This window comes from Cohnella sp. GCM10012308 (assembly GCF_042649185.1).
Taxonomy (GTDB): domain Bacteria; phylum Bacillota; class Bacilli; order Paenibacillales; family Paenibacillaceae; genus Cohnella.
The window spans coordinates 121,857-144,950 of the sequence record NZ_JBHRYU010000019.1 but is presented as its reverse complement, the minus strand read 5'-3'; the positions used below and the strand labels follow the sequence as shown (position 1 = coordinate 144,950).

The 23,094-nt window shown below is 54.7% G+C and carries 29 protein-coding genes and 1 tRNA gene; 21 read left to right on the top strand and 9 right to left on the bottom strand.

Features of this window, described 5'->3' with window-relative positions; translation table 11 throughout:
- Window positions 1–9 precede the first annotated feature (9 nt).
- The 3 genes from yaaA to dnaA all read right to left on the bottom strand — a co-directional run bounded on the left by yaaA (window position 10) and on the right by dnaA (window position 2,934).
- Window positions 10–228 carry a S4 domain-containing protein YaaA gene (yaaA, locus tag ACFOTD_RS20355; protein ID WP_378121771.1) on the bottom strand — a complete coding sequence of 73 codons (219 nt, stop codon included), beginning with the start codon at window positions 226–228 and terminating at the stop codon, window positions 10–12.
- A gap of 10 nt (window positions 229–238) precedes the next feature.
- Entirely contained in the window at window positions 239–1,381 is a 1,143-nt protein-coding gene (dnaN, locus tag ACFOTD_RS20350) for a DNA polymerase III subunit beta (RefSeq protein WP_378121770.1), read from the bottom strand.
- 200 nt (window positions 1,382–1,581) lie between these two features.
- Window positions 1,582–2,934, bottom strand: a complete 1,353-nt coding sequence (gene dnaA / locus ACFOTD_RS20345) for a chromosomal replication initiator protein DnaA (protein ID WP_378121769.1) — start codon at window positions 2,932–2,934, stop codon at window positions 1,582–1,584.
- A 576-nt stretch (window positions 2,935–3,510) separates the two neighbouring features.
- On the opposite strand from dnaA, the gene rpmH reads away from it, so the two are divergent.
- The 12 genes from rpmH (at window position 3,511) to ACFOTD_RS20285 (ending at window position 14,750) form a co-directional block, all read left to right on the top strand.
- Window positions 3,511–3,645: a 50S ribosomal protein L34 gene (gene rpmH, locus ACFOTD_RS20340; RefSeq protein WP_090116863.1), complete on the top strand. Its 135-nt coding sequence runs from the start codon at window positions 3,511–3,513 to the stop codon at window positions 3,643–3,645.
- Window positions 3,646–3,737: 92 nt separating this feature from the next.
- Window positions 3,738–4,181 (top strand): ribonuclease P protein component, encoded by a 444-nt coding sequence (rnpA, locus tag ACFOTD_RS20335; RefSeq protein WP_378121768.1) that lies wholly within the window; start codon window positions 3,738–3,740, stop codon window positions 4,179–4,181.
- A 233-nt stretch (window positions 4,182–4,414) separates the two neighbouring features.
- Window positions 4,415–5,242 (top strand): YidC/Oxa1 family membrane protein insertase, encoded by an 828-nt coding sequence (locus ACFOTD_RS20330; RefSeq protein WP_378121779.1) that lies wholly within the window; start codon window positions 4,415–4,417, stop codon window positions 5,240–5,242.
- Window positions 5,166–5,783: an RNA-binding cell elongation regulator Jag/EloR gene (gene jag, locus ACFOTD_RS20325; RefSeq protein WP_378121767.1), complete on the top strand. Its 618-nt coding sequence runs from the start codon at window positions 5,166–5,168 to the stop codon at window positions 5,781–5,783. Before ACFOTD_RS20330 ends, jag begins: the two co-directional genes overlap by 77 nt.
- 106 nt (window positions 5,784–5,889) lie before the next feature.
- On the top strand, window positions 5,890–7,266 hold the full coding sequence (gene mnmE, locus ACFOTD_RS20320) for a tRNA uridine-5-carboxymethylaminomethyl(34) synthesis GTPase MnmE (protein WP_378121766.1): 1,377 nt from the start codon (window positions 5,890–5,892) through the stop codon (window positions 7,264–7,266).
- A gap of 37 nt (window positions 7,267–7,303) precedes the next feature.
- Complete coding sequence (gene mnmG, locus ACFOTD_RS20315; protein ID WP_378121765.1) at window positions 7,304–9,202, top strand: tRNA uridine-5-carboxymethylaminomethyl(34) synthesis enzyme MnmG; 1,899 nt, start codon at window positions 7,304–7,306, stop codon at window positions 9,200–9,202.
- Window positions 9,202–9,930 carry a 16S rRNA (guanine(527)-N(7))-methyltransferase RsmG gene (gene rsmG / locus ACFOTD_RS20310; RefSeq protein WP_378121764.1) on the top strand — a complete coding sequence of 243 codons (729 nt, stop codon included), beginning with the start codon at window positions 9,202–9,204 and terminating at the stop codon, window positions 9,928–9,930. The genes mnmG and rsmG overlap by 1 nt, the downstream gene beginning before the upstream one ends.
- Window positions 9,931–10,360: 430 nt before the next feature.
- Window positions 10,361–11,194, top strand: a complete 834-nt coding sequence (noc, locus tag ACFOTD_RS20305; protein WP_378121763.1) for a nucleoid occlusion protein — start codon at window positions 10,361–10,363, stop codon at window positions 11,192–11,194.
- Window positions 11,195–11,247: 53 nt separating this feature from the next.
- A complete protein-coding gene (locus ACFOTD_RS20300; protein WP_378121762.1) occupies window positions 11,248–12,021 on the top strand; it encodes a ParA family protein in 774 nt (257 codons plus the stop codon).
- Window positions 12,002–12,856 carry a ParB/RepB/Spo0J family partition protein gene (locus ACFOTD_RS20295; RefSeq protein ID WP_378121761.1) on the top strand — a complete coding sequence of 285 codons (855 nt, stop codon included), beginning with the start codon at window positions 12,002–12,004 and terminating at the stop codon, window positions 12,854–12,856. Before ACFOTD_RS20300 ends, ACFOTD_RS20295 begins: the two co-directional genes overlap by 20 nt.
- A 160-nt stretch (window positions 12,857–13,016) precedes the next feature.
- A complete protein-coding gene (locus ACFOTD_RS20290) occupies window positions 13,017–14,183 on the top strand; it encodes an aminotransferase class V-fold PLP-dependent enzyme (protein ID WP_378121760.1) in 1,167 nt (388 codons plus the stop codon).
- A gap of 84 nt (window positions 14,184–14,267) precedes the next feature.
- Window positions 14,268–14,750, top strand: coding sequence for a DUF4446 family protein (locus ACFOTD_RS20285; RefSeq protein ID WP_378121778.1), 483 nt, complete (start codon window positions 14,268–14,270; stop codon window positions 14,748–14,750).
- Here ACFOTD_RS20285 and yyaC read toward each other — a convergent pair.
- Window positions 14,725–15,342, bottom strand: a complete 618-nt coding sequence (yyaC, locus tag ACFOTD_RS20280) for a spore protease YyaC (protein ID WP_378121759.1) — start codon at window positions 15,340–15,342, stop codon at window positions 14,725–14,727. The genes ACFOTD_RS20285 and yyaC overlap by 26 nt on opposite strands.
- 109 nt (window positions 15,343–15,451) lie before the next feature.
- Here yyaC and ACFOTD_RS20275 point away from each other — a divergent pair, with 109 nt between their 5' ends.
- From ACFOTD_RS20275 to ACFOTD_RS20255, 5 genes are all read left to right on the top strand, one after another.
- Entirely contained in the window at window positions 15,452–15,697 is a 246-nt protein-coding gene (locus tag ACFOTD_RS20275; RefSeq protein ID WP_378121758.1) for a putative Se/S carrier protein, read from the top strand.
- 15 nt (window positions 15,698–15,712) lie between these two features.
- Window positions 15,713–16,630: a mechanosensitive ion channel family protein gene (locus ACFOTD_RS20270; protein WP_378121757.1), complete on the top strand. Its 918-nt coding sequence runs from the start codon at window positions 15,713–15,715 to the stop codon at window positions 16,628–16,630.
- A 3-nt stretch (window positions 16,631–16,633) separates the two neighbouring features.
- The gene (locus tag ACFOTD_RS20265; RefSeq protein ID WP_378121756.1) at window positions 16,634–16,864 is read left to right on the top strand and encodes a DUF951 domain-containing protein; all 231 of its coding nucleotides are present in this window, start codon (window positions 16,634–16,636) and stop codon (window positions 16,862–16,864) included.
- 79 nt (window positions 16,865–16,943) lie between these two features.
- A tRNA-Ser gene (locus tag ACFOTD_RS20260) sits at window positions 16,944–17,034 on the top strand.
- Between the two features lie 43 nt (window positions 17,035–17,077).
- Window positions 17,078–17,416, top strand: coding sequence for a hypothetical protein (locus tag ACFOTD_RS20255; protein ID WP_378121755.1), 339 nt, complete (start codon window positions 17,078–17,080; stop codon window positions 17,414–17,416).
- 361 nt (window positions 17,417–17,777) lie between these two features.
- On the opposite strand, the gene ACFOTD_RS20250 is transcribed toward ACFOTD_RS20255, so the two are convergent.
- The 5 genes from ACFOTD_RS20250 to ACFOTD_RS20230 form a co-directional block, all read right to left on the bottom strand.
- Window positions 17,778–18,032: a hypothetical protein gene (locus tag ACFOTD_RS20250; RefSeq protein ID WP_378121754.1), complete on the bottom strand. Its 255-nt coding sequence runs from the start codon at window positions 18,030–18,032 to the stop codon at window positions 17,778–17,780.
- Between the two features lie 69 nt (window positions 18,033–18,101).
- Window positions 18,102–19,313 (bottom strand): cation:proton antiporter, encoded by a 1,212-nt coding sequence (locus ACFOTD_RS20245; protein ID WP_378121753.1) that lies wholly within the window; start codon window positions 19,311–19,313, stop codon window positions 18,102–18,104.
- Window position 19,314: 1 nt separating this feature from the next.
- The gene (locus ACFOTD_RS20240) at window positions 19,315–19,809 is read right to left on the bottom strand and encodes a cation:proton antiporter regulatory subunit (protein WP_378121752.1); all 495 of its coding nucleotides are present in this window, start codon (window positions 19,807–19,809) and stop codon (window positions 19,315–19,317) included.
- 191 nt (window positions 19,810–20,000) lie between these two features.
- Complete coding sequence (locus ACFOTD_RS20235) at window positions 20,001–20,363, bottom strand: hypothetical protein (protein ID WP_378121751.1); 363 nt, start codon at window positions 20,361–20,363, stop codon at window positions 20,001–20,003.
- A 395-nt stretch (window positions 20,364–20,758) separates the two neighbouring features.
- The gene (locus ACFOTD_RS20230; protein WP_378121750.1) at window positions 20,759–20,944 is read right to left on the bottom strand and encodes a YjzC family protein; all 186 of its coding nucleotides are present in this window, start codon (window positions 20,942–20,944) and stop codon (window positions 20,759–20,761) included.
- A gap of 170 nt (window positions 20,945–21,114) precedes the next feature.
- On the opposite strand from ACFOTD_RS20230, the gene rpsF reads away from it, so the two are divergent.
- The 4 genes from rpsF (at window position 21,115) to ACFOTD_RS20210 (ending at window position 23,085) form a co-directional block, all read left to right on the top strand.
- The gene (gene rpsF, locus ACFOTD_RS20225) at window positions 21,115–21,399 is read left to right on the top strand and encodes a 30S ribosomal protein S6 (protein ID WP_378121749.1); all 285 of its coding nucleotides are present in this window, start codon (window positions 21,115–21,117) and stop codon (window positions 21,397–21,399) included.
- A gap of 81 nt (window positions 21,400–21,480) precedes the next feature.
- Entirely contained in the window at window positions 21,481–22,032 is a 552-nt protein-coding gene (ssb, locus tag ACFOTD_RS20220) for a single-stranded DNA-binding protein (RefSeq protein WP_378121748.1), read from the top strand.
- Between the two features lie 23 nt (window positions 22,033–22,055).
- Entirely contained in the window at window positions 22,056–22,388 is a 333-nt protein-coding gene (gene rpsR, locus ACFOTD_RS20215; protein WP_378121747.1) for a 30S ribosomal protein S18, read from the top strand.
- A 256-nt stretch (window positions 22,389–22,644) separates the two neighbouring features.
- Complete coding sequence (locus ACFOTD_RS20210; protein WP_378121746.1) at window positions 22,645–23,085, top strand: CBS domain-containing protein; 441 nt, start codon at window positions 22,645–22,647, stop codon at window positions 23,083–23,085.
- The last annotated feature ends 9 nt before the right edge of the window (window positions 23,086–23,094 follow it).

Genomic DNA, 23,094 nt, shown 5'->3' with positions numbered 1-23,094 from the left:
CGGCGCAGACTACGACTTGGCGCGGACAGCGAAGCTGCCGCAGCCAGCCACTTCGATGACGTCGCCGGGTCGCAGCTTGCGCCCGCGGCGGTCTTCCTTTTCTCCGTTAACAAGTACTTCGGTCTCCTGCAGGAAATGCTTCACTTCGCCGCCGGACCCGATGCAATCGCCCAGCTTGAGCAACTGCTGAAGCTGGATATATTCGGTCGAAATCTCGATTTCCTTCATGAGGCGCTCCTCAATTCGTCGTCCGGTAAGGGAGAATGAGATGCAGGCTGTTGTCGTGATCGCGCGGCTTGAAGATAATCGGGCTCATTGCGCCGTTAAATCCGATGTACAGCTGCTCGCTATCCACGACTTTAAGCACGTCCAGCATATATTTGGAGTTGAAGGCGATGCGCAGGGGCTCGCCTGTCAGATCCGTAACGTCCAGATGCTCCTGTACGCGTCCGAGCTCGGAGGAGCTGGAATTGATCTCGATATTGCCGTCATCCGTCGTCAGCAGACGAACGATGTTCGTTTTTTCTTCGCGCGAGAGCAGGTAGGCGCGGTCGATCGCGTCGCTGAGCGATTTTGTGTTCAGGACGAGTTCTGTTTTGAACTGGCTCGGAATAATCTTGGAAGTGTCGGGATAAGCGCCGTCGAGCATCCGGGAAAAAAATAGCACCTCGCCGAGCTTAAACAGCACCTGGTTGTCGGCGACGACGATGTCGACGAGGGTATTTTGGTCGGGAATGATCTTCGAAAGTTCGTTAAGCGTCTTGCCCGAGATGACTACGCCTGCGAACTTCAGCCCAGGATCGGTGTCGATGTTGGTCTTGCAGGTGGCCAGCCGGTGACGGTCGGTAGCTACGAACTTGAATACGCCCTCTTGGAGACTCCAGAGCACGCCGGTCAGGATCGGAGTGGATTCGTTGGTCGTAACGGCGAACACCGTCTGCCGAATCATGGACCGCAGCAAATCTCCGGGAATCGAAAATACGCGGTCTTCCTCCAATATTGGCAGTACGGGGAACTCCTCCGGATCAAGCCCGACGAGTTGGATCTCGGTCGCGCCGGAGTGGATGAGCGTCTGGAATCGTTCGCCGACTTCGAGATTCACTTCCTCGTGCGGCAGCTTCTTGACGATCTCGACGAAAAACTTGGCGGGAAGAACGACGCTGCCGGGACGTTCCACCTTCACGACCGTCTTGCTTGCGGATTCCAGCGGAATAAAGTGCTGGATGGAAATATCCGTATCGCTGGCTGTCAGCGTTACGCCGCGATCACTCACATCTATCTTAATGCCGCTCAGGATCGGTATCGTACTGCGTGCGGATACCGCCTTGGATACGTTTTGTACCGCCTCGTTTAACTCCGTGCGCAATATCGTCAATTTCAACGGAATCACCTCGTCTATATGCCTTAATAGTATGGTCTTAAAAGATAGTCGTAGTAGTAGGGGCCCTGAATATGTGGATAAGCCCAAAAAAGCCGTGAACGACAACCTATCCACATGTGTACGAGTTGTGCATAGGTTTTTTCGTTATTCACGTTTTAAAACAAGCGTTTTTGTCCACAGGTGGATATCGGGGTTGCCGCTTACGTCAGATTTTTGATCTTCTCCGTCAGGTTGCCGACAATCTTGTACAGCTCGGCATCGACCTTCAACTGCTGCGTAATTTTCTCATGGGCGTGGATGACCGTCGTGTGGTCTCTTCCGCCGAAGTTGTCGCCGATCTTGGGCAGCGAATAATCCGTCAGCTCGCGGGACAGATACATCGCGATCTGCCGCGGGAAGGCGACGGCCTTCGTACGCTTGCGCGCCTTGAAATCCTCAAGCTTAAGACCATAGAATTCGCCCACGCGCTGCTGGATATCCTGAATGGTGATTAGACGGTTGCGTCCGTTCGGCAGGATGTCTTTGAGCGCTTCGGCGGCCAGGTGCGTGGACACGTCCTGGTTTGTCAGCGACGAATAAGCCACGATTCGAATAAGGGCGCCCTCGAGCTCCCGGATGTTCGAATCGATCATGTTCGCGATGTACACCATCGCTTCGTTGGGAATATCCAGATTCTCCGCCTTCGCCTTTTTGCGGAGGATCGCGATTCGCGTCTCGAGGTCCGGCGGCTGGATGTCCGTGATCAGGCCCCACTCGAAGCGCGAGCGCAGGCGCTCCTCGAGCGTCGGGATCTCCTTGGGCGTGCGGTCGCTGGAGATGATGATCTGCTTGCTCTCTTCGTGCAGCGCGTTAAAGGTATGGAAAAACTCCTCTTGCGTACCGTCTTTGCCGGCGAGGAACTGGATATCGTCGATCAGCAGAACGTCGATATTGCGATACTTGTTGCGGAAGCTCTCGCCGCGGTTGTCCCGGATCGCGTTGATGAATTCGTTCGTGAACTTCTCCGACGAGATATAGAGAACCTTCGAAGACGGATTGTGCTCCAAAATATAATGGCCGATCGCATGCATCAAGTGGGTCTTGCCCAGTCCCACGCCTCCATAGAGGAATAGCGGGTTGTACGCCTTGGCCGGCGCCTCCGCGACCGCGAGGGAAGCGGCATGCGCGAAGCGGTTGCCGGCGCCGATGACGAACGTGTCAAAGGTGTACTTGGGATTGAGCATATGTCCGACCGGTTCCTCGGGTCCCGCGTTCTTGACGACGGGCACGGCCGGGAACGGCGCGGGCGGCTCGGGCGACCGGAATTCCTCGATTGCGAACCTGACCTCCACCGGATGGTCCAGATAGTCCGACAACGTCGAAGAGACGAGCTTCTTGTACCTGTTCTCCAGCCATTCCGCCGCAAAGGTGGTGGGAGCGGTTACAACCACTGTCTCGTCATTAAGGAAATTCGCTTTGGTGGCTTTGAACCACGTATCGTAACTCGGTTTGCTTAATTTTGTCTGGATGACCGACAAGACCTGCTGCCAGATCTCGTTCGTACGGCTGTCCACATGGAGTCACTCCTTTAACCCGTCAGCGGACAAGAGGGAGGGCGGCGGTGTCGAAGGATGTCCTTTGCAACAAGTTATCCACACAATTCCTCTTTATTCTTTATCGAGATGTCCATAAGAAGGGATTTTGTTCACAGATTTATGCACAGGGTGTTGATAAAAAGAGGTTTAACAGCCGTTATCCACGTCGAATGGGTGAACTTATCATAGCAGATGAACCCGCTTAATTCAACGGAATTCGCCCTGTTATCCACATTTTCAATAACTTGTGGATGAAATCTGTGCACAACACAAGATATTGTTGATATTCTGTGCGGAGTTTCGACAAAATGGCTTATGAGTCTTTTTTCTCTCCCTTTTTATGCACATGTGAATATCTTTCGAAGCCGCCGAACGTCCATTACATTGACTTCAGGACCCTCTTATGGTTTAATAAATGGACATATGAGTTCTTTTTCGAATTCGAGGGATTCGTATGGGGATCGTGCAGACGGACATCGAATTTGACGCGAAACGAAGCATCGCCCTTCAATCGAACGGCAATGCCGTTTACTCTATAATAGGAGGTATCAAGAAGTGGGACCGACATTTAAGCCGAACGTAAACAAGCGCAAGAAGGTACACGGATTCCGCAGCCGGATGAGCTCGAAGAACGGACGCAAGGTTCTCGCCGCTCGTCGTCAAAAGGGCCGCAAAGTATTGTCCGCTTAAGGATAAAGACCACGTGAGGTGGTCTTTTTTCATGTATACGGGAATAACTGATGAACGGACTTGAGTCCATAATCCGGCGATGAGGGATGAGGATGGAAAGAAAATTGCGGCTGCGAAGCAAGGAAGACTTCAGCCGTATCTATAGAAGCGGAAAATCGTTCGCGAACTCGCAGTTCGTCGTCTACTGGCGTCGCAAGCCGGATCCGGGGCTGTATCGGCTAGGCATTTCGGTGAGCAGCAAGCTGGGAGGCGCCGTCGTACGCAACCGGATGCGGCGGATGATCAAGGAGATCGTTCGGCTTAACGGCTCGCGCATTATCGAGGGCACCGATATGATCCTGATCGTGCGCAAGCCGGCGATCTCGCTTCCTTATATAGAGATGGAACGCAGCGTGCTTCACGTGCTCCGCAAGGCGGGTCTGACCAAGGGCTCTACGCCGCCGCCGGCGCAGGACAGAAAACCATACCGATCGGGTCCCGGCGGAGGCAAGCCTAAGACCCGGAACGGCGCCCCGCGCGCTTTCCATTGCCAATAATCTTATGGTATAGTTGACTTGTGTTTTGGGCTTTGAAAGAGACGGATCTGCCCCTCGGTTCCGGGACGGCGAATTCGTACGGATGCACGTACGGCGAACCGGTTTTCGGTCAGTCGTCTTATTCCGGAATCCCCGCAAAGTCCCGATATGGCTTCAAAGTCACGGCTCCACCTTGGTGGGGTTATTTTAGAGGGGAGTTTTGAGGTTTGTTGTTGCGCAATCGCAAATTCTGGATGGTCTCCGGTCTTCTGGTTTCCCTGATGGTTTTCTTATCGGGATGTACGCCACCGACCACAAGAAAGACCACGTCGGACCTGGCTAATGGTAACTGGTGGGACAGCAATGTCGTATACTGGTTCTCGCTTATGCTGGACAAGTTCGCCGAATGGTTTAATGGCGAATACGGCCTTGCAATCCTTCTGCTCGTGATCATCGTCCGGACGATTATCCTTCCGCTCATGATCAAGCAGTACAAGAGCACCAAGGCGATGCAGAAGCTGCAGCCGCAGATGAAGGAGATCCGCGAGAAGTACAAGGACGACACCCGCAAGCAGCAAGAAGAGATGATGAAGCTCTATCAAGAGCATCAGGTCAATCCGCTCGCAGGCTGTTTCCCGCTGATCATTCAGATGCCGATTTTTATCGCGCTTTACCGCGCCATTACCGTCAACGCCAACGTTTATGAGCATACATTCCTGTGGCTCCAGCTCGGCAAGCCGGACCAGTTTTACGTTCTCCCGGTTATCGCAGCTCTGACCACGTTCGTACAATCGAAAATGATGCAGTCCCAGCAGCCGCAGCAGATGGGTGCGATGAAGGGCCTGATGCTGATCTTCCCCGTGTTGATCTTCGTCATGGCGCTTTCGTTCCCGGCGGCGCTTCCGCTTTACTGGATTTTCAGTAATATCTACACCATCACGCAGAACTATTTCATGTATGGACGCAAAGCCGAGCCGCAAGGCAAAGGCAAGGAGGCCATCGCAGATGAAAAAGGTCGAAGCAACAGGAAAGTCGGTGGAGGAAGCGGTAAGAAAAAGCCTCGTCACTCTCGGGGTAAGTGAGGACCGCGTTAAAGTAACCGTGCTTGAGCAGCCCAGCAAAGGGCTGTTCGGACTGATCGGCGCCAAGGAAGCCCGCGTACAATTGGAGCTTCTGCCGGACGGCGTCGATCACGCGGTTGCTTTTCTTCAGGAAGTAACCGACGCCATGCATTCGACCGTGGAGATCGAACGGGACGAGAGCGCAGGCGAAGTATTGATTAACCTGTCCGGCGCTAATCTGGGCATGTTGATCGGACGCCGGGGTCAGACCTTGGACGCGCTGCAGTATCTGGCGAACATCGTCGCGAACCGTCATTCGGACCGTCACCTGCGTATCGTTCTCGATGCGGAGCAGTTCCGGAAGAGGCGCAGAGAGACGCTCGAAGCCCTGTCCGACCGAATGGCGCTGCGCGCCGCTAAGTCCAGGAAGGACGTCGTGCTCGAGCCGATGAGCGCCTCCGAACGGAAGATCATCCACGCCAAGCTTCAAGGCCATCCGAACGTGCGCACCTACAGTCAAGGCGATGAACCGAACCGCTGCGTCGTCATTGCTATCAAGTGAATGAATGTCCAACGCAATGGCTTGCAGATGCAAGCGGACCATTGCGTTTTTTGTTTATGGCAGGTATTGGGGTTTATATCAGCTTAGCGCTAAATGAGGGAACGATATGAATGAAGATACGATAGCGGCGGTAGCTACGGCGCTCGGAGAAGGCAGTATCGCGGTCGTCCGCGTGAGCGGCGCGGAGGCGATCGGCAAGGTAGCCCCGCTCTTCAACTCGAGAGAGGACTTGCGGGAGGTACAGTCGCATACCGTGCATTACGGATGGATCAAGGATCCGGATAACGACAGCGTGCTGGACGAAGTGCTCGTTACCGTCATGAAGGGGCCGCGCTCGTTCACGGCGGAGGACGTCGTGGAGATCAGCACGCACGGGGGTATCGTCGCCGTCCAGGCGGTCCTGGAGCTGCTGCTGCGGAGCGGGATCCGGATGGCCGAGCCCGGCGAATTTACGAAGCGCGCCTTCTTGAACGGCCGGATCGACCTGGCGCAAGCGGAGGCGGTCATCGACCTTATCCGATCTAAATCCTCGAAGGCGTTTCAGGTCGCGCGCAAGCAGGCGGAGGGAGCGCTGTCGAAGCGCCTTGTGCCGCTTAAGGAGCAGCTGATCGAGCTGCTCGCGCATGTCGAGGTCAATATCGACTATCCCGAGCATGATGTCGCAGAGGTAACGGCCGGCGTCATCATCGACCACTGCGGCGCTGTGCTTCGGCAGGTGGAGACGCTGCTGAAGACGGCTGCAGAAGGAAAGATTTTACGGGAGGGCATCGTTACGGCGATCGTTGGCCGCCCGAATGCGGGCAAGTCTTCCCTATTAAACGCGCTGGTGAAGGAGAATCGGGCGATCGTCACCGATATTCCGGGCACGACGAGGGATATCGTCGAAGAGTCCGTCACGCTGTCGGGCATTCCGCTGCGGCTGCTCGATACCGCTGGAATCCGGGAAACGGAGGATGTCGTCGAACGGATCGGCGTTGAGCGTTCGCGTGGCGCACTCGGCGACGCCGACCTGATCCTGCTCGTACTAAGCCGCAGCGATGCGCTACACGAGGAGGAGCGGCGTTTGCTGGAGGAACTGAAGGACCGTCCGACGATCGTCATTTTGAACAAGTCGGATCTGGATCTCCGGTTAGAGGAAGACGAAGTGCACGCCCTGTATGCCAGCGAGCGGATCGTTTCTCTGTCTGCCAAGGAAGGCCTGGGAATGGAAGATCTCGAGCGTTCTGTTACCAAGCTTTTTATGAGCGGAGGCATCGAGTCGGCCGATGCCACGTATGTTAGCAACGTTCGGCACATATCGCTGCTCCATGCATCGGCGCGTTCGCTTCAGGATGCCATCGACGGTGCGGAACAAGGGCTGCCCGTGGATCTGATCCAGATTGACATCGCGGCAGCGTGGGAATCGTTGGGAGAGATTGTCGGCGATACGGCATCGGAATCGCTGCTCGATCAAATATTTTCAAAATTTTGTTTAGGAAAATAAATATTTACATTAAAAAACCAAAAGGAGTGTATCCACAGTGGGATATCTAGCAGGCGAGTACGACGTTATCGTCGTCGGTGCCGGACATGCGGGCGTTGAAGCTGCGCTTGCGGCTGCGCGTATGGGTTGCGAGACGCTGTTGCTAACCATCAATCTCGACATGATCGCATTTATGCCTTGCAATCCATCGGTTGGCGGACCGGCCAAGGGACACGTCGTTCGGGAGATCGATGCATTAGGCGGAGAGATGGGCCGCAATATCGATAAGACTTTTATTCAAATGCGCATGCTGAACACGGGTAAAGGTCCGGCAGTGCATGCGCTGCGTGCGCAAGCCGACAAGTTTCTGTACCAGCATGAGATGAAGGAGACGATCGAGCGGGAGGAGAAGCTGACGCTTCGCCAAGGGATGGCCGAAGAGCTGATCGTCGAAGACGGAATATGCCGAGGGGTCGTTACCAAGACAGGAGCGAAATACCGCTCTAAGACAGTTGTTATCACGACAGGCACTTACTTGCGCGGCAAGGTGATTATGGGCGAGCTGATGTATGAGAGCGGTCCTAACAATCAGCAGCCGTCGGTAAAGCTGTCTGAGTCGCTGCGCGAGAACGGATTGAAGCTCGTGCGTTTCAAAACGGGTACGCCGCCGCGCGTTCACAAGGATACGATCGACTTCTCGAAGACGGAGATTCAACCCGGTGACGACAAGCCCAAGTATTTCTCGTATGAAACGGAATACTCGGAACGGGCAGGGGAACAGCTGCCATGCTGGCTGACCTATACATCCGAGGATACGCACAAGATCATCAACGACAACTTGCACCGCGCGCCGATGTTCTCCGGTGCGATTGAAGGGACAGGTCCTCGTTATTGCCCTTCGATCGAAGATAAGATCGTTCGATTCGCCGATAAGCCCAAGCACCAGATTTTCCTGGAGCCGGAAGGTGCGAACACGAAGGAATATTACGTCCAAGGTTTGTCGACGAGCATGCCGGAGGAAGTCCAATTGCAGATCCTGCGTTCAATTCCAGGTTTGGAGCAAGTGGAGATGATGCGTACCGGTTATGCGATCGAATACGATGCGGTTGTGCCGACACAACTGTGGCCGTCTCTGGAGACGAAGGTCATCTCCGGCTTGTTTACGGCAGGACAGATAAACGGCACGTCCGGCTATGAAGAGGCGGCAGGACAAGGTATTATGGCCGGCATCAACGCAGCGCGCAAGGCGCAGAACAAGGCGCCGGTCATTATCGATCGCTCTCAGGGATATATTGGCGTCATGATCGATGATTTGGTAACGAAAGGAACGAACGAGCCTTATCGACTGCTCACGTCCCGCGCGGAATATCGTTTGCTTCTCCGTCACGATAATGCGGATCTGCGTCTAACGCCGCTGGGCAAGGAGATCGGTCTGATCTCAGACGCGCGGTTTGTATTGTTCGAGGAAAAGAAGCATAAGGTGGAGGCGGAGCTCTTGAGATTGAAGGAGATTCGAATCCGCCCGGACGAGGCCACACAAGCGCTATTGGTTTCCATCGATTCGGCGCCGCTTCAAAATACGGTTGACGGTATCACGCTGCTTCGTAGACCTGAAGTGACTTATGCGCATATCGAAAGTTTTTCCCCTTCACCCGTAGGCTTGTCTGAGGATATGAAGGAGCAGGTCGAGATTCAAGTCAAATACACGGGTTACATCGAAAAGCAGCTTGCACAAGTGGAAAAGCTGGCTAAGATGGAGAAAAAACGCATCCCGGACGATATTGACTATAGCGCGGTACACGGATTGGCGACGGAAGCCAAGCAGAAGCTGCATCAGATTCGTCCGCTCAACATAGGGCAAGCATCGCGAATCTCCGGTGTCACGCCAGCCGACTTGTCCATTCTGCTCGTGCACCTGGAGCATTATAACCGCGTGACGGCGGCCAGGAGCAGCTGATGGCGGACGAACTGCAGCGTTGGTTCAGCGAGCGGGTTCAAGTCGACTTTGGGATCGAGCTGAGCGACACCCAGCTCGATCAATATGAGTCATACTACCGCTTGCTTGTCGAGTGGAATGAAAAAATGAATCTGACGGGCATTACAGAACGCGGCGCCGTTTATGAGAAGCACTTCTACGATTCACTGACCTTGGGCGCGTTGCCTGAGGCGACGTCGGCTAGCAGCATGGCGGATATCGGATCGGGCGCCGGATTCCCATCCATTCCGTTTAAAATTGCGTTTCCCCAGCTTGAGGTAACGATTGTTGATTCGCTTGCCAAGCGCATCCGTTTTTTGCAGACGGTTGTTGACGAGCTTCAACTGGACAACGTCACGCTTGTCCATGGAAGGGCAGAGGATATCGGTCGATTAAACGAGCATCGGGACCGATACGATCTTGTCACGGCTCGCGCCGTCGCCCGACTGGCGGGATTAAACGAGCTATGCCTTCCCTTTGCCAAAGCTGAGGGAAACTTCATTGCAATGAAGGGATCGGATCACACGGCTGAGCTTGAGGAGAGCGCGAGAAGCATTCGTCTTCTGAACGCAAAGCTTAGATATACGCACGAGCTGAAGCTTCCGCTCGAGCAATCCGAGCGTCAGCTGATCGTGATCGGCAAGCTGGGAAAGACACCAAAAGAATATCCTCGCAAAGCGGGAATTCCTCTTAAGCAGCCTCTAGTCTAATTTCATGTTCCACGTGAAACAAAATCGCCATATTTAGGTGTTTCACGTGGAACAAATCAGCCTCTTAAGCGAGGAAACTCTTTTCAAGAGAAGGATTCAGGCGTACAATAGAGAATATGAATAGTATTGCAAAATCGTCGTGCCGCATATGCGCCTCGAAGGCGTGAAATGGCGGCGCTTTTTTCGTCACTCTGCACCTCCGGCATGGTTTAATCCTTGCCTTTTCTCCATGCAACGGGCACCTTGCAATGTCTAGTTCCCGCATGAGAATGTCCTGTCCGTCGGCGGCTCCTGTCGAATATTGTTTATAAAAGGGTCGTTTTGAAGGCTGAACTAGACTCTATCAGTCTGTCGATCGTTTTTGCTAGGATCAAGGCAGATTTGCGTTTACCGGAACCTCATTACAGATGAACGTGGTGGGATGGAAGACATGAGAGAACCGTTATCTCGTTTGTTCGGATTGTCCGAACGGAGCGGCCAGGAAGAAGTTCGGCAGATTGCCGTAGTGGATATCGTCCCGAGCCCTTATCAACCCAGGTCAGTCTTTGATGACGACCGGATCGACGAGCTATGTCAGACGATCAAGACGCTTGGCATCATTCAGCCGATCGTAGTCCGTGTCCGAGATGGAAAATACGAGCTAATAGCGGGAGAACGCCGCTGGCGTGCGGTCACCAAGCTGGGTATGGAACACATCCCGGCAATCGTAAGAGAAATTAACGATTCCCAGGCTGCATCGATGGCTTTGATCGAAAACCTTCAACGCGAAGGTTTAACTTCGATCGAGGAAGCCGTCGCTTATCAAAAACTGATCGATCTGCATCAGTTGACGCAAGAAAGCTTGGCGCAGCGTCTGGGTAAAAGCCAGTCGACGATAGCCAATAAGATTCGCCTTCTCCAACTGGGCGAGAACGTAAAGCTCGCATTGATGGAACGCAAAATTACGGAACGCCATGCGCGCGCCATGCTGTCGCTACCGAACGAAGAAGCGCAGGACAAGCTTCTACAAGAGATTATCGAAAAGGAACTCAACGTGAAACAAACGGAAACTCGCGTCGCATTTTTACTTGAAGCGAGCAAGCCGGCCAAATCGCGCCGTGTCTCCTTTTCCAAAGACATTCGGCTCGCTATCAATACCATACGGCAATCCGTAGATATGGTCACGGGTTCTGGTATCCCGATCAAGTCCAGCGAACGCGATATGGATGATCATATTGAGATTGTTATTAAGATACCGAAGAAAAACAACAGCAATCCAAGCTAGTTGGGATTCAAGAAAATCCAGCAAGTTAGGCGGCTGACGATGAGGTGAACGGGTTGTCCAAAATTATTGCCATTGCCAATCAAAAGGGCGGTGTCGGCAAAACGACAACGGCTGTCAACCTTGGCGCCTGTCTGTCTACATTGGGACGTAAAGTGCTCATCGTGGACATCGACGCACAGGGCAATACGACAAGCGGTGTCGGCATAAACAAAGCCGATGTGGAATATTGCATCTATGATATCTTAATCAACGAGATCCACCCCAAACAGGCGATTGTGGATACGGCTCTGCCGAATCTGAAGCTCATTCCTGCGACGATTCAACTCGCGGGTGCCGAGATCGAGCTGGTGCCGACCATCTCCCGGGAAGTTCGCCTGAAAAAGGCCCTTGCCATGGTTCGGAATGAATTCGATTATATATTGATCGACTGCCCGCCGTCATTGGGCATTTTAACGATCAACTCGCTGACGGCCTCCGATTCGGTCATTATTCCGATACAGTGCGAGTATTATGCCCTTGAAGGGTTGAGCCAACTGCTCAACACGATTCGGCTGGTTCAGAAGCATCTGAATACCGCACTTCAGATCGAAGGCGTCTTGCTCACAATGTTCGATGCTCGTACGAATCTGGGCATCCAGGTCATCGAAGAAGTGAAAAAGTATTTTCAACAAAAAGTTTATCAGACGGTTATCCCGCGCAATGTTCGTCTCAGCGAGGCGCCATCGCATGGGCAATCGATCATCACATACGATCCTAGATCCAAAGGGGCCGAGGTTTATCTCGAGCTGGCGAAGGAAGTGATTACGTATGAGCAAGCGGCTAGGTAAAGGGCTCGATGCCCTGATCACGTCTTTATCCATCAAGGAAGACGACAAGATCGTAGAGATTCCATTAGCGCAGCTCCGCGCGAATCCCTATCAACCGCGTAAGACGTTTGAAGAAGAAGCGATCAAAGAACTAGCCGAATCGATTCGCGAACATGGCGTAATTCAGCCCATCATCGTTCGGACGGCACTCCGCGGCTTTGAGATCATTGCGGGGGAACGGCGCTTCAGAGCATCGCAGCTTCTTGGCAATCCGACGATTCCGGCAGTTGTCCGTGCATATAGCGATCAGCAAGTGATGGAAATCGCGCTTATCGAAAACGTTCAGCGTGAGGATTTGAATGCGATTGAAGTCGCCATTGCGTATCAATCGATCATGAATCAATTTGCTTTAACGCAAGAGGAGCTATCGCTCAAAGTCGGCAAGTCCCGTTCCCACATTGCCAATTTCCTTCGGTTGCTCGCGCTGCCGGATGAGATCAAAGAGCATGTTTCACGTGGAACATTGTCGATGGGACACGCAAGGGCATTGGCGGGGATCAAGGAAGACGCCAAGCGCAAAGATCTTGCGAAGCAGACGTTGGCTAACAATTGGAGCGTTCGCGAGCTGGAGAACGCCGTGCAACAAATAGACGCAGTCGTTAAAGGGAAAACTATTAAGTCAAAACCTAAAAAACGCGACCCGTACATTGAAGAGATTGAAGAAACGCTGCGCGAAAGGTTCCAGACGACGGTGCGTATCAAGCCGAACAAGGAAAAGGGACGGATCGAACTGGCCTACTTTAGCAAAGGGGATCTGGAGCGTCTGCTGGAGATCCTGCAAGCGATCAAAGCATAAGATCTGCTAGCAACGATTGAAGACTCGTTACGGAGCGGAGAATAAAACGGCTTCGCACTTGGAATGCCAAGAGCGAAGCCGTTTTTGTTCTAATCGCTAGGCGACCCCAATATCGGGATTAAGATCATTACAACAGTTGGTGGGAAGAGGAGGCTCTTCGATGAAGGAAAGGCCATTGATCTATTTGGACAATGCGGCGACCTCTTGGCCGAAGCCTCCCGGCGTGCTGGAAGCCATGGAGAGGGCGATGCGCGAGGCGGCCGCCAATCCTGGTCGCGGCAGTCATGAGATGGCCGTGAAGGCGAGCAGAGTTCTCTTTGAAGGACGCAAGATGTTGGCGCGACTGTTCAAGATTGCGAACCCGAACGATATTGCTTTTATGCTGAACACGACGCACGCGCTTAATCAAGCGATCCAAGGTCTGCTGAAGCCCGGCGATCATGTCATAACGACGGCGATGGAGCACAACTCCGTACGGCGCCCGCTTGAGGCATTGAAACGCAAATTGGGTATCCAAGTAACCTATGTACCTGTCGGCGCTGACGGTATATTGAATCCTAACGATGTCAGGCAAGCGATCACGCCGGCGACGAAGCTCGTGGCAGTCACGCATAGCTCAAATCTGCTCGGAACGATAACGCCTATCGGCGACATCGGTACTGTCACGAGAGCGGCCGGCGTGCCGCTGCTCGTCGATGCAGCGCAAAGTGCGGGCGTGCTGGAGATCGATGTAGAAGCCATGAATATCGATATGCTGGCATTTCCGGGGCATAAGGGACTCTTGGGACCGCAGGGCACAGGAGGCCTCTACATCCGGCCTGAACTCGATCTGGAGCCGCTCATGCATGGCGGAACCGGGAGTCGATCAGAATCGCCTGAGCAGCCTTCTACGAGGCCGGACAGGTATGAGGCAGGTACGCCGAACACGGTCGGCATAGCGGGCCTTACGGAAGGCGTACGATACGTCCTCGGCGAGACCGTGCAGCGTATACATGCCAAAGAGCTGAGTATGACTCGGGAGCTTGTGGCAGGACTTTCGGAGATTCGGGGCGTGCGAATACTCGGTCCGGGACCAGAAGTAGAGCGGACGGCGATCGTCGCCTTTACGCTGGAGGGCATCGATCCTTCCGAGATGGCATTCCTGTTGGACCGTCAGTACGGCATCGCCGTTCGGTCCGGATTCCACTGCACGCCGCTCGGACATGAGAGTGCAGGAACGACGGAGACGGGTGCAGTAAGAGCCAGCCCAGGATATTTTACGGAGCATTCGGATATTGTATCGTTGGTAAAAGCCGTGCAAGAAATCGGAGATACGATGCGGTCATAAGGGACGCAGAATGGCGGACGGAGGTTCAGCAGCCGCGGGACCGATCCGATCCGGAGAGCGGAGGAGCAATCGAGCGTGAACGGGATGGACGAAGATGCAAGCTTGGCGGCGCTAGGCGGCGCCGGCATATTGATTATCATATTGTTGGTCTGGGTCATTATCTTAAGCGTCAAGTTGTCCAAGCTCGCACGGGCGCACCGGCGCATGATAGGCGATACCGGTGTACCTCAGCTCGAAGATGTTTTGACGAAGGTTCACGATCGAATGGCGGACGTGCAGGCCAAACAAGCCGTACAAGAAACGACGATGGCGAATCAAGAAAAACGCCTAGCGGCACTCAAGGGTCGCGTAGGCGTTCACCGGTTCAATGCATTCTCCGATCAAGGCGGAGAGATCAGCTTTGCGGTCGCGATTGTCAACGAAGAGCAGGACGGCGTCGTCCTGACGGGCATCCATAGCCGAGAGCAGACCTTCTTGTATGCGAAGCCGCTGTCCAGGGGAGAGTCGAGCTATCCCTTGACGCCGGAGGAGAAGACCGCAATCAGTCAGGCAACGCGTAAGGAATAGGCACGCCGCGAATATTGCGAATGGCGGTGGAGATGCAGCCGGCGATGATGTCGGCCATCTTCACGACCAGATTGAGTCTCGTATTTTGCAGAACGAAATATTCCATAAATCCGCCTACGTTCACGATGCCCGTCATATGAATATCGCCGACCGGCGGCAGGTCCTTGTTCACGCCGGCTCCCGGACGCACGGGGCCTGAAGCGAGATGGATGCAGCCGACGCTGGCAACTTGTCCGAGGCAGGCGTCGATGGCAATTACATATGGCTGCTTGGAGTTGCGCATGATCTTATACAACGTCTCGCTCAGGTTCATCGCGTGCACGGGTTCGTCCAAGGTGCCGTACAGATCGAACAAGCCCTGGGCATGTCTCGCAAGCGTCGTCCCTACGAGCGGGCCGAGCGCGTCGCCCGTGGACCTGTCGGTGCCTACGCAGACGACGACGATCTGCCGGTCGGAGGGAAGGTGAAGCAGCTCTCGCGTGAGCCGCTCGGACAGCCGTTGCATGACGGCAGGTTCGTTGTAGGGTATTTTCAAAGAGAGCGCGGTGGCTTCCGCCGCATAGCCGGCCCTTTTATCCCAAGCGCCATTCATTCGTCCGCTTCGCCTCCTCCATGGAATAGTAGTAGTATATGGACGAGAGGGGCAATTTATACTTGTTCGGATTGCATACTAGCAACCGATGCAAGAAGAGGGAGAGGCCATGGATCCATTGTTGATCGCGTTCGACTCGACGCAGCAGGCGCTTCGGGCCGAGATGCTGCTTGAATATGCGGAAGTAGAGATCGATATTCGGCCGACGCCAAAGGAGATCACGGCAGGGTGCGCGCTGTCGATCGAATTTCCCCAAGAGGCCCTGGGGCAAGTCAAAGAAATCATCGCCGAGGAGAAGGTGGAGATTCGCGGCTTGTTCAGACCTTCCGGCAGCGGATACGAACGAATCGACTAGAGAGGTGAAGAGAGGATGGCCGGATATCCACAAATGCTTTTGCTGGAAAATGACGGAGAGACAATCGAGGAAAAGCTCACGCTGTGGCAGCAGTTTATGGGCGATATTTGGGATTCGCTAAGCGATACCCACATGTGGATGGGCGTATTGAAGGTTGTGCTGCGGATTCTGGTTATCCTCATCATCAGCCGGATTGTTCGCATCGTCATCAATCGGGTTGTGGATAACTTTATGAACCCCAAAGCATCGAAGCGACTCAAGCTCCGGACTAGAAGAGTTCAAACTGTGGGTAAGCTGCTAAAAAACGCGGCGACCTATATTATTAACTTCATCGTCCTCCTGCTCGTGCTGAACGAATTCAATATTAATCTCGCGCCGCTGCTTGCCGGAGCGGGCGTAATCGGTTTGGCGATCGGCTTTGGCGCCCAGAGCTTGGTGAAGGACGTGATCACGGGATTCTTCGTCATTCTCGAGGATCACTTCTCGGTCGGCGACGTCATCGAGGTCGGGGGCAAGTTCAAAGGAACGGTCGAGATGATCGGTCTTCGCGCGACGCGGATCCGCAGCTGGACCGGCGAGGTGTACATCCTTCCGAACGGCAACATCTCGGACGTTACGAACTATTCGGTCAACAATGCGCTGGCCGTCGTGGACGTATCCGTAGCGGCGACCGAGAACCTCGATCATATGGCGGAGATCGTCAAAAGCGCGGCGGCGAAGTTTGAAGATACGAATATCGTAGGCAGGACGGAATTCCTCGGCATACAGTCGGTAACTGCGAGCGACGTGATTCTGCGACTGACGGTGCTGTGCCGGCCCAATACGCAGGCCACCGTATCCAGGCATCTGAATGCGGAAGTTAAAAAAGCGTTCGAAGCCGCGGGCAATCCGCGCTATTATTCGATCGAGGCCATGGAGAGGGCGGGGAGCTAACGGATGGAGAGGAAGGAATTCGGACTCGGGGACATCGTGCAGATGAAAAAGCAGCATCCGTGCGGCGCCAACGAGATGGAGATCATCCGGATGGGGATGGATATCCGCATCAAGTGCGTCAAGTGCAAACACAGCATCCTGCTGCCTCGTGCGAAGTTCGAGAAAAGCATGAAAAAATTGCTGCAGGCGGCGCCGCGCGAAGATTCGGATTCTGCCGATAATGAGGCTGAATAAGCTTGTATAATTGATCGCAAACGGGTCGCAAAACAGGGTTGCAAGTTGTCCTGATCTGTGATACGATATTCCTTGCTGCGGAGAGGTACCCAAGTGGTCCAAGGGGGTTGACTCGAAATCATCTAGGCGTCGCAAGGCGTGCGTGGGTTCGAATCCCACCCTCTCCGCCATACTTAAGACATCAAGCGGTTCCCTCCGGGAGCCGCTTTTTTGATGCTTCAGAAAGTAACTTTGGCGGCGATTCGTGGGCAGGTAAGCGCACATTCGGCGTACCTGCGCTTTTCATTGGCATGGCGGACCTTCCAGTGCAGTGGCGGACCATTCAGCGGCATGGCGGACCTTTCAGTGCAGTGGCGGACCATTCAGCGGCATGGCGGACCTTTCAGTGCAGTGGAGGACCATTCAGCGGCATGCCGGAACTTTTCAGTCGCCTGCGTGGCGAAAACCTGCATTTATACAGGTATTTTCTGCCGACCGACGATATCTGATGAAATACCTGCAAATGTGCAGGTAAATTCAGAAAACAAACCGGAAATTCGGATGATGGCGTAAAATAACTGCGCTTTTGCATCTATCCTGTTTAAAAGGGCCGATAACGGCGGAAATAGATGTACATATGCAGGCATTGCGGAAAAAGAACGACACGGATGACGATACGAGAACGACGGGTACGACAACGACGGTACGAAAACGACGATACGACAACGAAGATACGACAGCGAAGTATGAGCACGACGGTACGAGCACGACGGTACGACAACTACGATACGAGAACGACGGTATGAGCACGACGATACGCGGAAGTGGGCCTACTGGAGCGGCAGGATCGGCAGCGCAAATTCTAAAAAGTTACGAAAATAAAGAAGAGACCCGAGTTCACCATTCGGGTCTCTTCTTTTTCATGCAGCGACGTTCACCTTCTTCTCAGCGGAATCACCTCGATCGAGCAAGCCGGATCGATGTCGCGTGCGATCCGGGAGATGGCGACGGCTTCGATGCGGAACACGGGATAGCCAAGCGTATCGCCGTGCGCCCATACGCGTTCTAAATTGAGCTGCGTCGAGATCGCCTCGTGAATGTCCGCTGCCCGGCAGCTGGTCACGCAAGCGATTCGGCTAAGGGAAAGACCGAGCGGCGGGATACGAGAAGCATTGTTGGAGATATCCATAGCTTTCCTCCTGATCGTGAAGAGATGGCGGGCTCTTAAATCGGGATTCGTTAGGATAAGGCCATATCGCTAGGCTGCTTGGTTATCCGCCGATCGGTTCCACCTGAACAGCTTCCCGAGCAGCTTGTGAATGTGCTTGGATTCCTTGGTCAGAAGCGGACCTAGAATAGCCAGAATGAGCACATATAAAGCGGCAAAAGGTTGGAGCACGACGAGCAGCCCGCCGGCTTTCGCCATGTTAGCCATAATGATCGAAAATTCCCCGCGCGCCACGATCGTCAAGCCGACATTAGAAGAGGCCTTGCTCGATAGACCGGCGCTGCGGCCCGCCAGAAGGCCGGCGGCATAATTGCCGATCAGCGTGACCACCACGGCGCCCAAGGACAGCCACAGGGCATCTCCGAGCGTCAGCGGGTCGATCGTGAGGCCGAAGCTGAAGAAGAAGATCGCGCCGAAGAAATCGCGGAAGGGCAATATGAAATGCTCGATCCGCTTGATATGCTCCGTCTCCGCCAGTACCAGGCCGAATAGAAGCGCGCCGATCGCTTCGGCGACGTGGATCGTCTCGGAAAAGCCTGCGACGAGGAACAAACCGCCGAAGACGATCAGGCCGAAGAGCTCGTTGGAGCGGACGTTCAGCGCCTTGTTCAGGAGCGGCACGCACTTGCGTCCGACGACCAGCATGAAGAGCATGAAGGCGAAGGCGATGCCCGCCGAACCGAGGACGCCCCAGACCGAGGAGGAATCGCTCAAGACGAGGCCGGACAGGATGGAAATATAGACGGCCAGGAAAACGTCCTCAAACATAATAATGCCCAAAATGAGTTCGGTCTCTGCATTCGCCGTGCGTTTGAGATCGACGAGTACTTTGGCCACGATCGCGCTGGAGGAGATCGTCGTGATGCCCGCCATGACCAGCGTCTCAGCCAGGGGGAAGCCCGTCACGAAGCCGTAGCCCAGGCCCAGCGTGAAGTTGATCGCGATGTAGATCGTACCGCCGAACGCGATCGACTTGCCCGATTTGAGCAGCCGGCCGACGGAGAACTCCAGGCCGAGATAGAAGAGGAGAAACAGCACGCCGATCCTCCCCATGAACTCGATGAGCGAAGCGCTCTCGATGAAGCGGAAGTCGAGATGCCAGAGTTTAAAAGAGTGGGGACCTACGGCCATACCGATAATGATATAAAACGGAATGACGGAAAAACGCAGCTTGGCGGAGATGAGGCCCGCGAGGGCGATCAATGCCACGGCCAAGCCGACTTCAAGCACGAGATGGTCCATATTAAGCCTCCCCGCCGGTCAGGATGCTTTTGAGCGCCTTCAGGTTCTCCCGTTCGCCGGCCGCGATCAGCATGGAATCGGCGGTCAGCACGAAGTCGGGTCCGGGCGTAATATGCTTGGCATGATCTCTGTCGACGATCGCGAGGACCGTGGCGCCGGTGCGCCGGCGGATCTCAAGATCGCCGATCGAGACGCCCACGCATGGACTGCGGGACTCCAGCTTGAACCACTCGATAATGAGATCGCTTAGCGCGATTTCTATCGATTCGAGCATGCGCGGCTTGTAAGTCATGCCTCCAACGATCGCGGCGATCGAACGAGCCTCGTCGTCGTCGAGCGTGATCATGGAGATGCTGTCTTCGGGGTCCTCGTATTCGAAATGATAAAGCTCGCGACGGCCGTCGTCGTGAATGACGACAACGAGCCGGTCGCCGCTGCGCGTGAGGATTCGGTACTTCCGGCCGACGCCGGGCAGATCCGTCTCTCTGATATCCATGGACAACATCCTTTCTATATGCAGGAATTCACAATAAGCCGTAGTAAAAGAACCGCCGATATGAGCCGGCAGGCGAGGAGGAAGGCGAAGGATCGCGAATAACAGGGCGGGAATCGCTTGAGCGGGGCAGATCAAAATACACGCTGCCTCGAATCAATACGAAGCGCGAGCTATGCTGCCCCATGGGCGGATTAGGAGACGTAAGTGGAGGAGAACTGAAGCGGGCGCAACAAGCGTCTGCGCAGCAGAACATGCACCGAGGCGATGTGCGCGCGGTGATGGGCGGGAAGACGGTAAGGCAATCTGGGCGTGCGGACGATTAATGCAAACAAGAGGACCAACAAGGGGGCACCCGGACGCGGCTTGCCTGTAGCGGGATCGGGCGTACGGGATTGGACATGCGTATGAAACTCGGTACCGCGAAGGCTCGATGCAGCGGATTCGCCGGCTGTTGACTCTAGCGTGGGGGTGGGCGTAGAAAAGATCATGAATACGGCTAGCAGCAGCCAGGCGATCAGATCGCCGGCAGAGCGCGTCGGATTCAATTTAGTCATCGGCAGCCCCCCTTTTAACAATAACTTAACCATAGTGTAGCACAGTTTAACAGTCAGTATCAAAACCAAACCGACAACGCTTGTCTGACGCCGGCCCTGCGCAGAAATGACGAAAGACCCCTCGCGGGGTCCTCCGGGCGACGTTAATTGAAGCTGGACTTCCTTGAAGTACGTGACGTTGCCGGTTCATCCCGGCGCTTCGGCTCGTTGAAGGTTCGCTAACGCGATAACGTGTATTGCAAGACCATGTCTGCGACACAACCCCTCGCTTCCTACTCCGTCTTCGACGTTCCTCCTGCGGGTTGTTGCCTGCAAAGGTTCAACGGAACCAACACCTCTCTGTTCGTCGCCGGTAATTAGAATGTCCGCCTTCGGGGAGCGTTATACGCGCCGCTTTAAAATTGCTTCACCTTTTTCCACTTGCGGTTGTGATTCGTCGTCTCCGGGAACCGCTCGCCCTTCTCTAACGTCACATGCTTGGGGTCCTCAATATTCATGTGAAAAGCATCCTCGCTCACTTCCATGTAATGACCGTTGTTCGGGGCGAGGTCGCCCGGTTCGAACTGCGTCTGTTCACCCATCTGATGATCACCTCCCGGCCTTAGTGTTGCGGGAAAAACCTTGCGGTATGCGGGCGAATGTGATAAAGTATTCAGGTATGCGATAAAAAGGCATACTCCTTGCTCCTCTGCCATGGACAGGTTCCAAGGTATATAAATGAGGGGCCAAAGACCAAAAGGAGGTAACGAAGATGCGCAACTACGAGTTGATGTACATCATTCGTCCGGACGTGGACCAAGAGTCCGTTCAAGCTGTCACGGAGAAATTCCAGGGCATCATCGCGAACGGCGGCGAGATCACGAAGCACGAGGTACAAGGCAAGAAGCGCCTCGCTTACGAGATCAACAAGCACCGCGACGGGACGTATGTGCTGGTTCACTTCACGGCCGAGCCGGCTGTGGTCACCGAACTGGAACGCGTACTGAAGATCACGGACGAAGTCATTCGTCACATCGTCGTACGCGATGTCGCTTAAGGCAGTCGCTTAAGTCAGCACAGCACGCAATACCCGGCGGTTAACGCCGTTCAAGTCGTCACTCGCAGGAGGGGACCGAAGATGTTGAACCGTGTTATTCTGATCGGACGCTTAACCAAAGATCCCGAGCTTCGCTACACGCCTGCGGGCGTGGCCGTAGCCCAATTTACGCTGGCTGTAGACCGCCCGTTCTCCCGCGATTCCGGCGGGGGCGAACGCGAACGCGAGGCGGACTTCATTCCGGTCGTCACTTGGCGCCAACTGGCGGAGACGTGCGCGAACTACCTTCGGAAGGGCCGTCTGGCCGCCGTCGAGGGGCGCATTCAAGTGCGCAACTACGAGAACAACGAAGGTCGCCGCGTCTATGTCACCGAAGTTATTGCAGACAACGTACGCTTCCTCGAATCGCCGAACCGCGAAGGCGGATCGCAAGGACGGGACGAGTACAGCGGAGGCGGTAACGGTAACGGTGGCGGCAATAGCGGCGGAGGATACGGCGGTGGCGGCGGGTACGGCGGAGGCAACTCCGGCGGCAACCGCAGCTCCGGCTCCAGAGGCGGCAACAACCAATCGGATCCATTCGCCGATGACGGCAAGCCGATCGATATATCGGACGATGATTTGCCATTCTAAGACAGGGAAGGACGGTACTATAAATGAGCGAACAACAAGCACCAGCCGCTCGTGAAGAGCGCACATATACGCCCCGCGAGAACCGCGGACCGGGCGGAGGCGGCGACCGCGAACAACGCGAGCCCCGCAAGTTCCGTCGCGGACGCAACAAGCGCCGCAAAGTTTGCTACTTCACGGTTAACAAGATCACGCACGTCGACTACAAGGACCTGGACCTGCTCCGCAAGTTCATCTCCGAGCGCGGCAAGATCCTGCCTCGCCGTGTGACGGGCACTAAGGCAAAATACCAACGTCTGCTGACGGTTGCGATCAAGCGCTCCCGCCAAATGGCGCTGCTGCCTTACACCACCGACTGAGTCGGGTGACCGTATAGGCGTGCGTTAATACGCAAGCCAGGGCTATGTCCTCCATGAGGGCATAGCCCTTTTTATATTCGCGCCGTTGTTACGATAGTCCGCCCCATCGGGTCGGCTGTCGGATGAGCCATCGATAGGCGTTTTGGGCAATCTGGATCGATCTGGCGCGACTGGCGTCTACGTCCTTGGAGACACTTCAAAACGCATGGTATAATGGGGTGGATTCGAATCGCAACGCGCTAGAGGAGAGGAACAAATGAATATCGCGTTTTTCCTCCTGCCGAAGCAGGAGGTCGTATGCCTGCCTTCGAACGCTACGCTGCGTCAGACGCTCGAGCGGATGGAGCGCCATCGGTATACGGCCGTGCCAGTGCTCGGCGATGACGGGAAGTACGTCGGGACCGTTACGGAAGGCGATTTATTATGGTATCTTAAAAATCGCGAAGGGCTATCATTTGAGCAAACCGCTCGCATTCCATTATCAGAAGTGCCTCTGCGAACGACTAACAAGCCGGTACAAATCGATGCCAATATGGAAGATCTCATCTCGCTCGCCAAAGGCCAGAACTTCGTCCCGGTCGTGGACGACACCAGTGCGTTCATCGGCATCGTGCGTCGCAGCGATATCATCGACTATTGCGCCGGATCGTTGATTGGACACGGTACGGATGATAAAAAGGTAAAACGGGAAGCTTAAAGGTGGAAA

Excerpts from the sequence above, each read along its gene's own strand:
- ACFOTD_RS20250 (WP_378121754.1), bottom strand. The coding sequence starts at position 18,032 with ATGGATATCTCCAACAATGCTTCTCGTATCCCGCCGCTCGGTCTTTCC.
- ACFOTD_RS20265 (WP_378121756.1), top strand. The coding sequence starts at position 16,634 with ATGGAGAGGAAGGAATTCGGACTCGGGGACATCGTGCAGATGAAAAAG.
- jag (WP_378121767.1), top strand. The coding sequence starts at position 5,166 with ATGAAAAAGGTCGAAGCAACAGGAAAGTCGGTGGAGGAAGCGGTAAGA.
- ACFOTD_RS20275 (WP_378121758.1), top strand. The coding sequence starts at position 15,452 with ATGGATCCATTGTTGATCGCGTTCGACTCGACGCAGCAGGCGCTTCGG.
- mnmE (WP_378121766.1), top strand. The coding sequence starts at position 5,890 with ATGAATGAAGATACGATAGCGGCGGTAGCTACGGCGCTCGGAGAAGGC.
- ACFOTD_RS20295 (WP_378121761.1), top strand. The coding sequence starts at position 12,002 with ATGAGCAAGCGGCTAGGTAAAGGGCTCGATGCCCTGATCACGTCTTTA.
- yaaA (WP_378121771.1), bottom strand. The coding sequence starts at position 228 with ATGAAGGAAATCGAGATTTCGACCGAATATATCCAGCTTCAGCAGTTG.
- rsmG (WP_378121764.1), top strand. The coding sequence starts at position 9,202 with ATGGCGGACGAACTGCAGCGTTGGTTCAGCGAGCGGGTTCAAGTCGAC.
- ACFOTD_RS20210 (WP_378121746.1), top strand. The coding sequence starts at position 22,645 with ATGAATATCGCGTTTTTCCTCCTGCCGAAGCAGGAGGTCGTATGCCTG.
- rnpA (WP_378121768.1), top strand. The coding sequence starts at position 3,738 with ATGGAAAGAAAATTGCGGCTGCGAAGCAAGGAAGACTTCAGCCGTATC.
- ssb (WP_378121748.1), top strand. The coding sequence starts at position 21,481 with ATGTTGAACCGTGTTATTCTGATCGGACGCTTAACCAAAGATCCCGAG.
- ACFOTD_RS20235 (WP_378121751.1), bottom strand. The coding sequence starts at position 20,363 with ATGACTAAATTGAATCCGACGCGCTCTGCCGGCGATCTGATCGCCTGG.
- ACFOTD_RS20290 (WP_378121760.1), top strand. The coding sequence starts at position 13,017 with ATGAAGGAAAGGCCATTGATCTATTTGGACAATGCGGCGACCTCTTGG.
- ACFOTD_RS20270 (WP_378121757.1), top strand. The coding sequence starts at position 15,713 with ATGGCCGGATATCCACAAATGCTTTTGCTGGAAAATGACGGAGAGACA.
- ACFOTD_RS20255 (WP_378121755.1), top strand. The coding sequence starts at position 17,078 with ATGCTTCAGAAAGTAACTTTGGCGGCGATTCGTGGGCAGGTAAGCGCA.
- rpsR (WP_378121747.1), top strand. The coding sequence starts at position 22,056 with ATGAGCGAACAACAAGCACCAGCCGCTCGTGAAGAGCGCACATATACG.
- rpsF (WP_378121749.1), top strand. The coding sequence starts at position 21,115 with ATGCGCAACTACGAGTTGATGTACATCATTCGTCCGGACGTGGACCAA.
- ACFOTD_RS20230 (WP_378121750.1), bottom strand. The coding sequence starts at position 20,944 with ATGGGTGAACAGACGCAGTTCGAACCGGGCGACCTCGCCCCGAACAAC.
- ACFOTD_RS20245 (WP_378121753.1), bottom strand. The coding sequence starts at position 19,313 with ATGGACCATCTCGTGCTTGAAGTCGGCTTGGCCGTGGCATTGATCGCC.
- ACFOTD_RS20285 (WP_378121778.1), top strand. The coding sequence starts at position 14,268 with ATGGACGAAGATGCAAGCTTGGCGGCGCTAGGCGGCGCCGGCATATTG.
- yyaC (WP_378121759.1), bottom strand. The coding sequence starts at position 15,342 with ATGAATGGCGCTTGGGATAAAAGGGCCGGCTATGCGGCGGAAGCCACC.
- ACFOTD_RS20240 (WP_378121752.1), bottom strand. The coding sequence starts at position 19,809 with ATGGATATCAGAGAGACGGATCTGCCCGGCGTCGGCCGGAAGTACCGA.
- noc (WP_378121763.1), top strand. The coding sequence starts at position 10,361 with ATGAGAGAACCGTTATCTCGTTTGTTCGGATTGTCCGAACGGAGCGGC.
- ACFOTD_RS20330 (WP_378121779.1), top strand. The coding sequence starts at position 4,415 with ATGGTCTCCGGTCTTCTGGTTTCCCTGATGGTTTTCTTATCGGGATGT.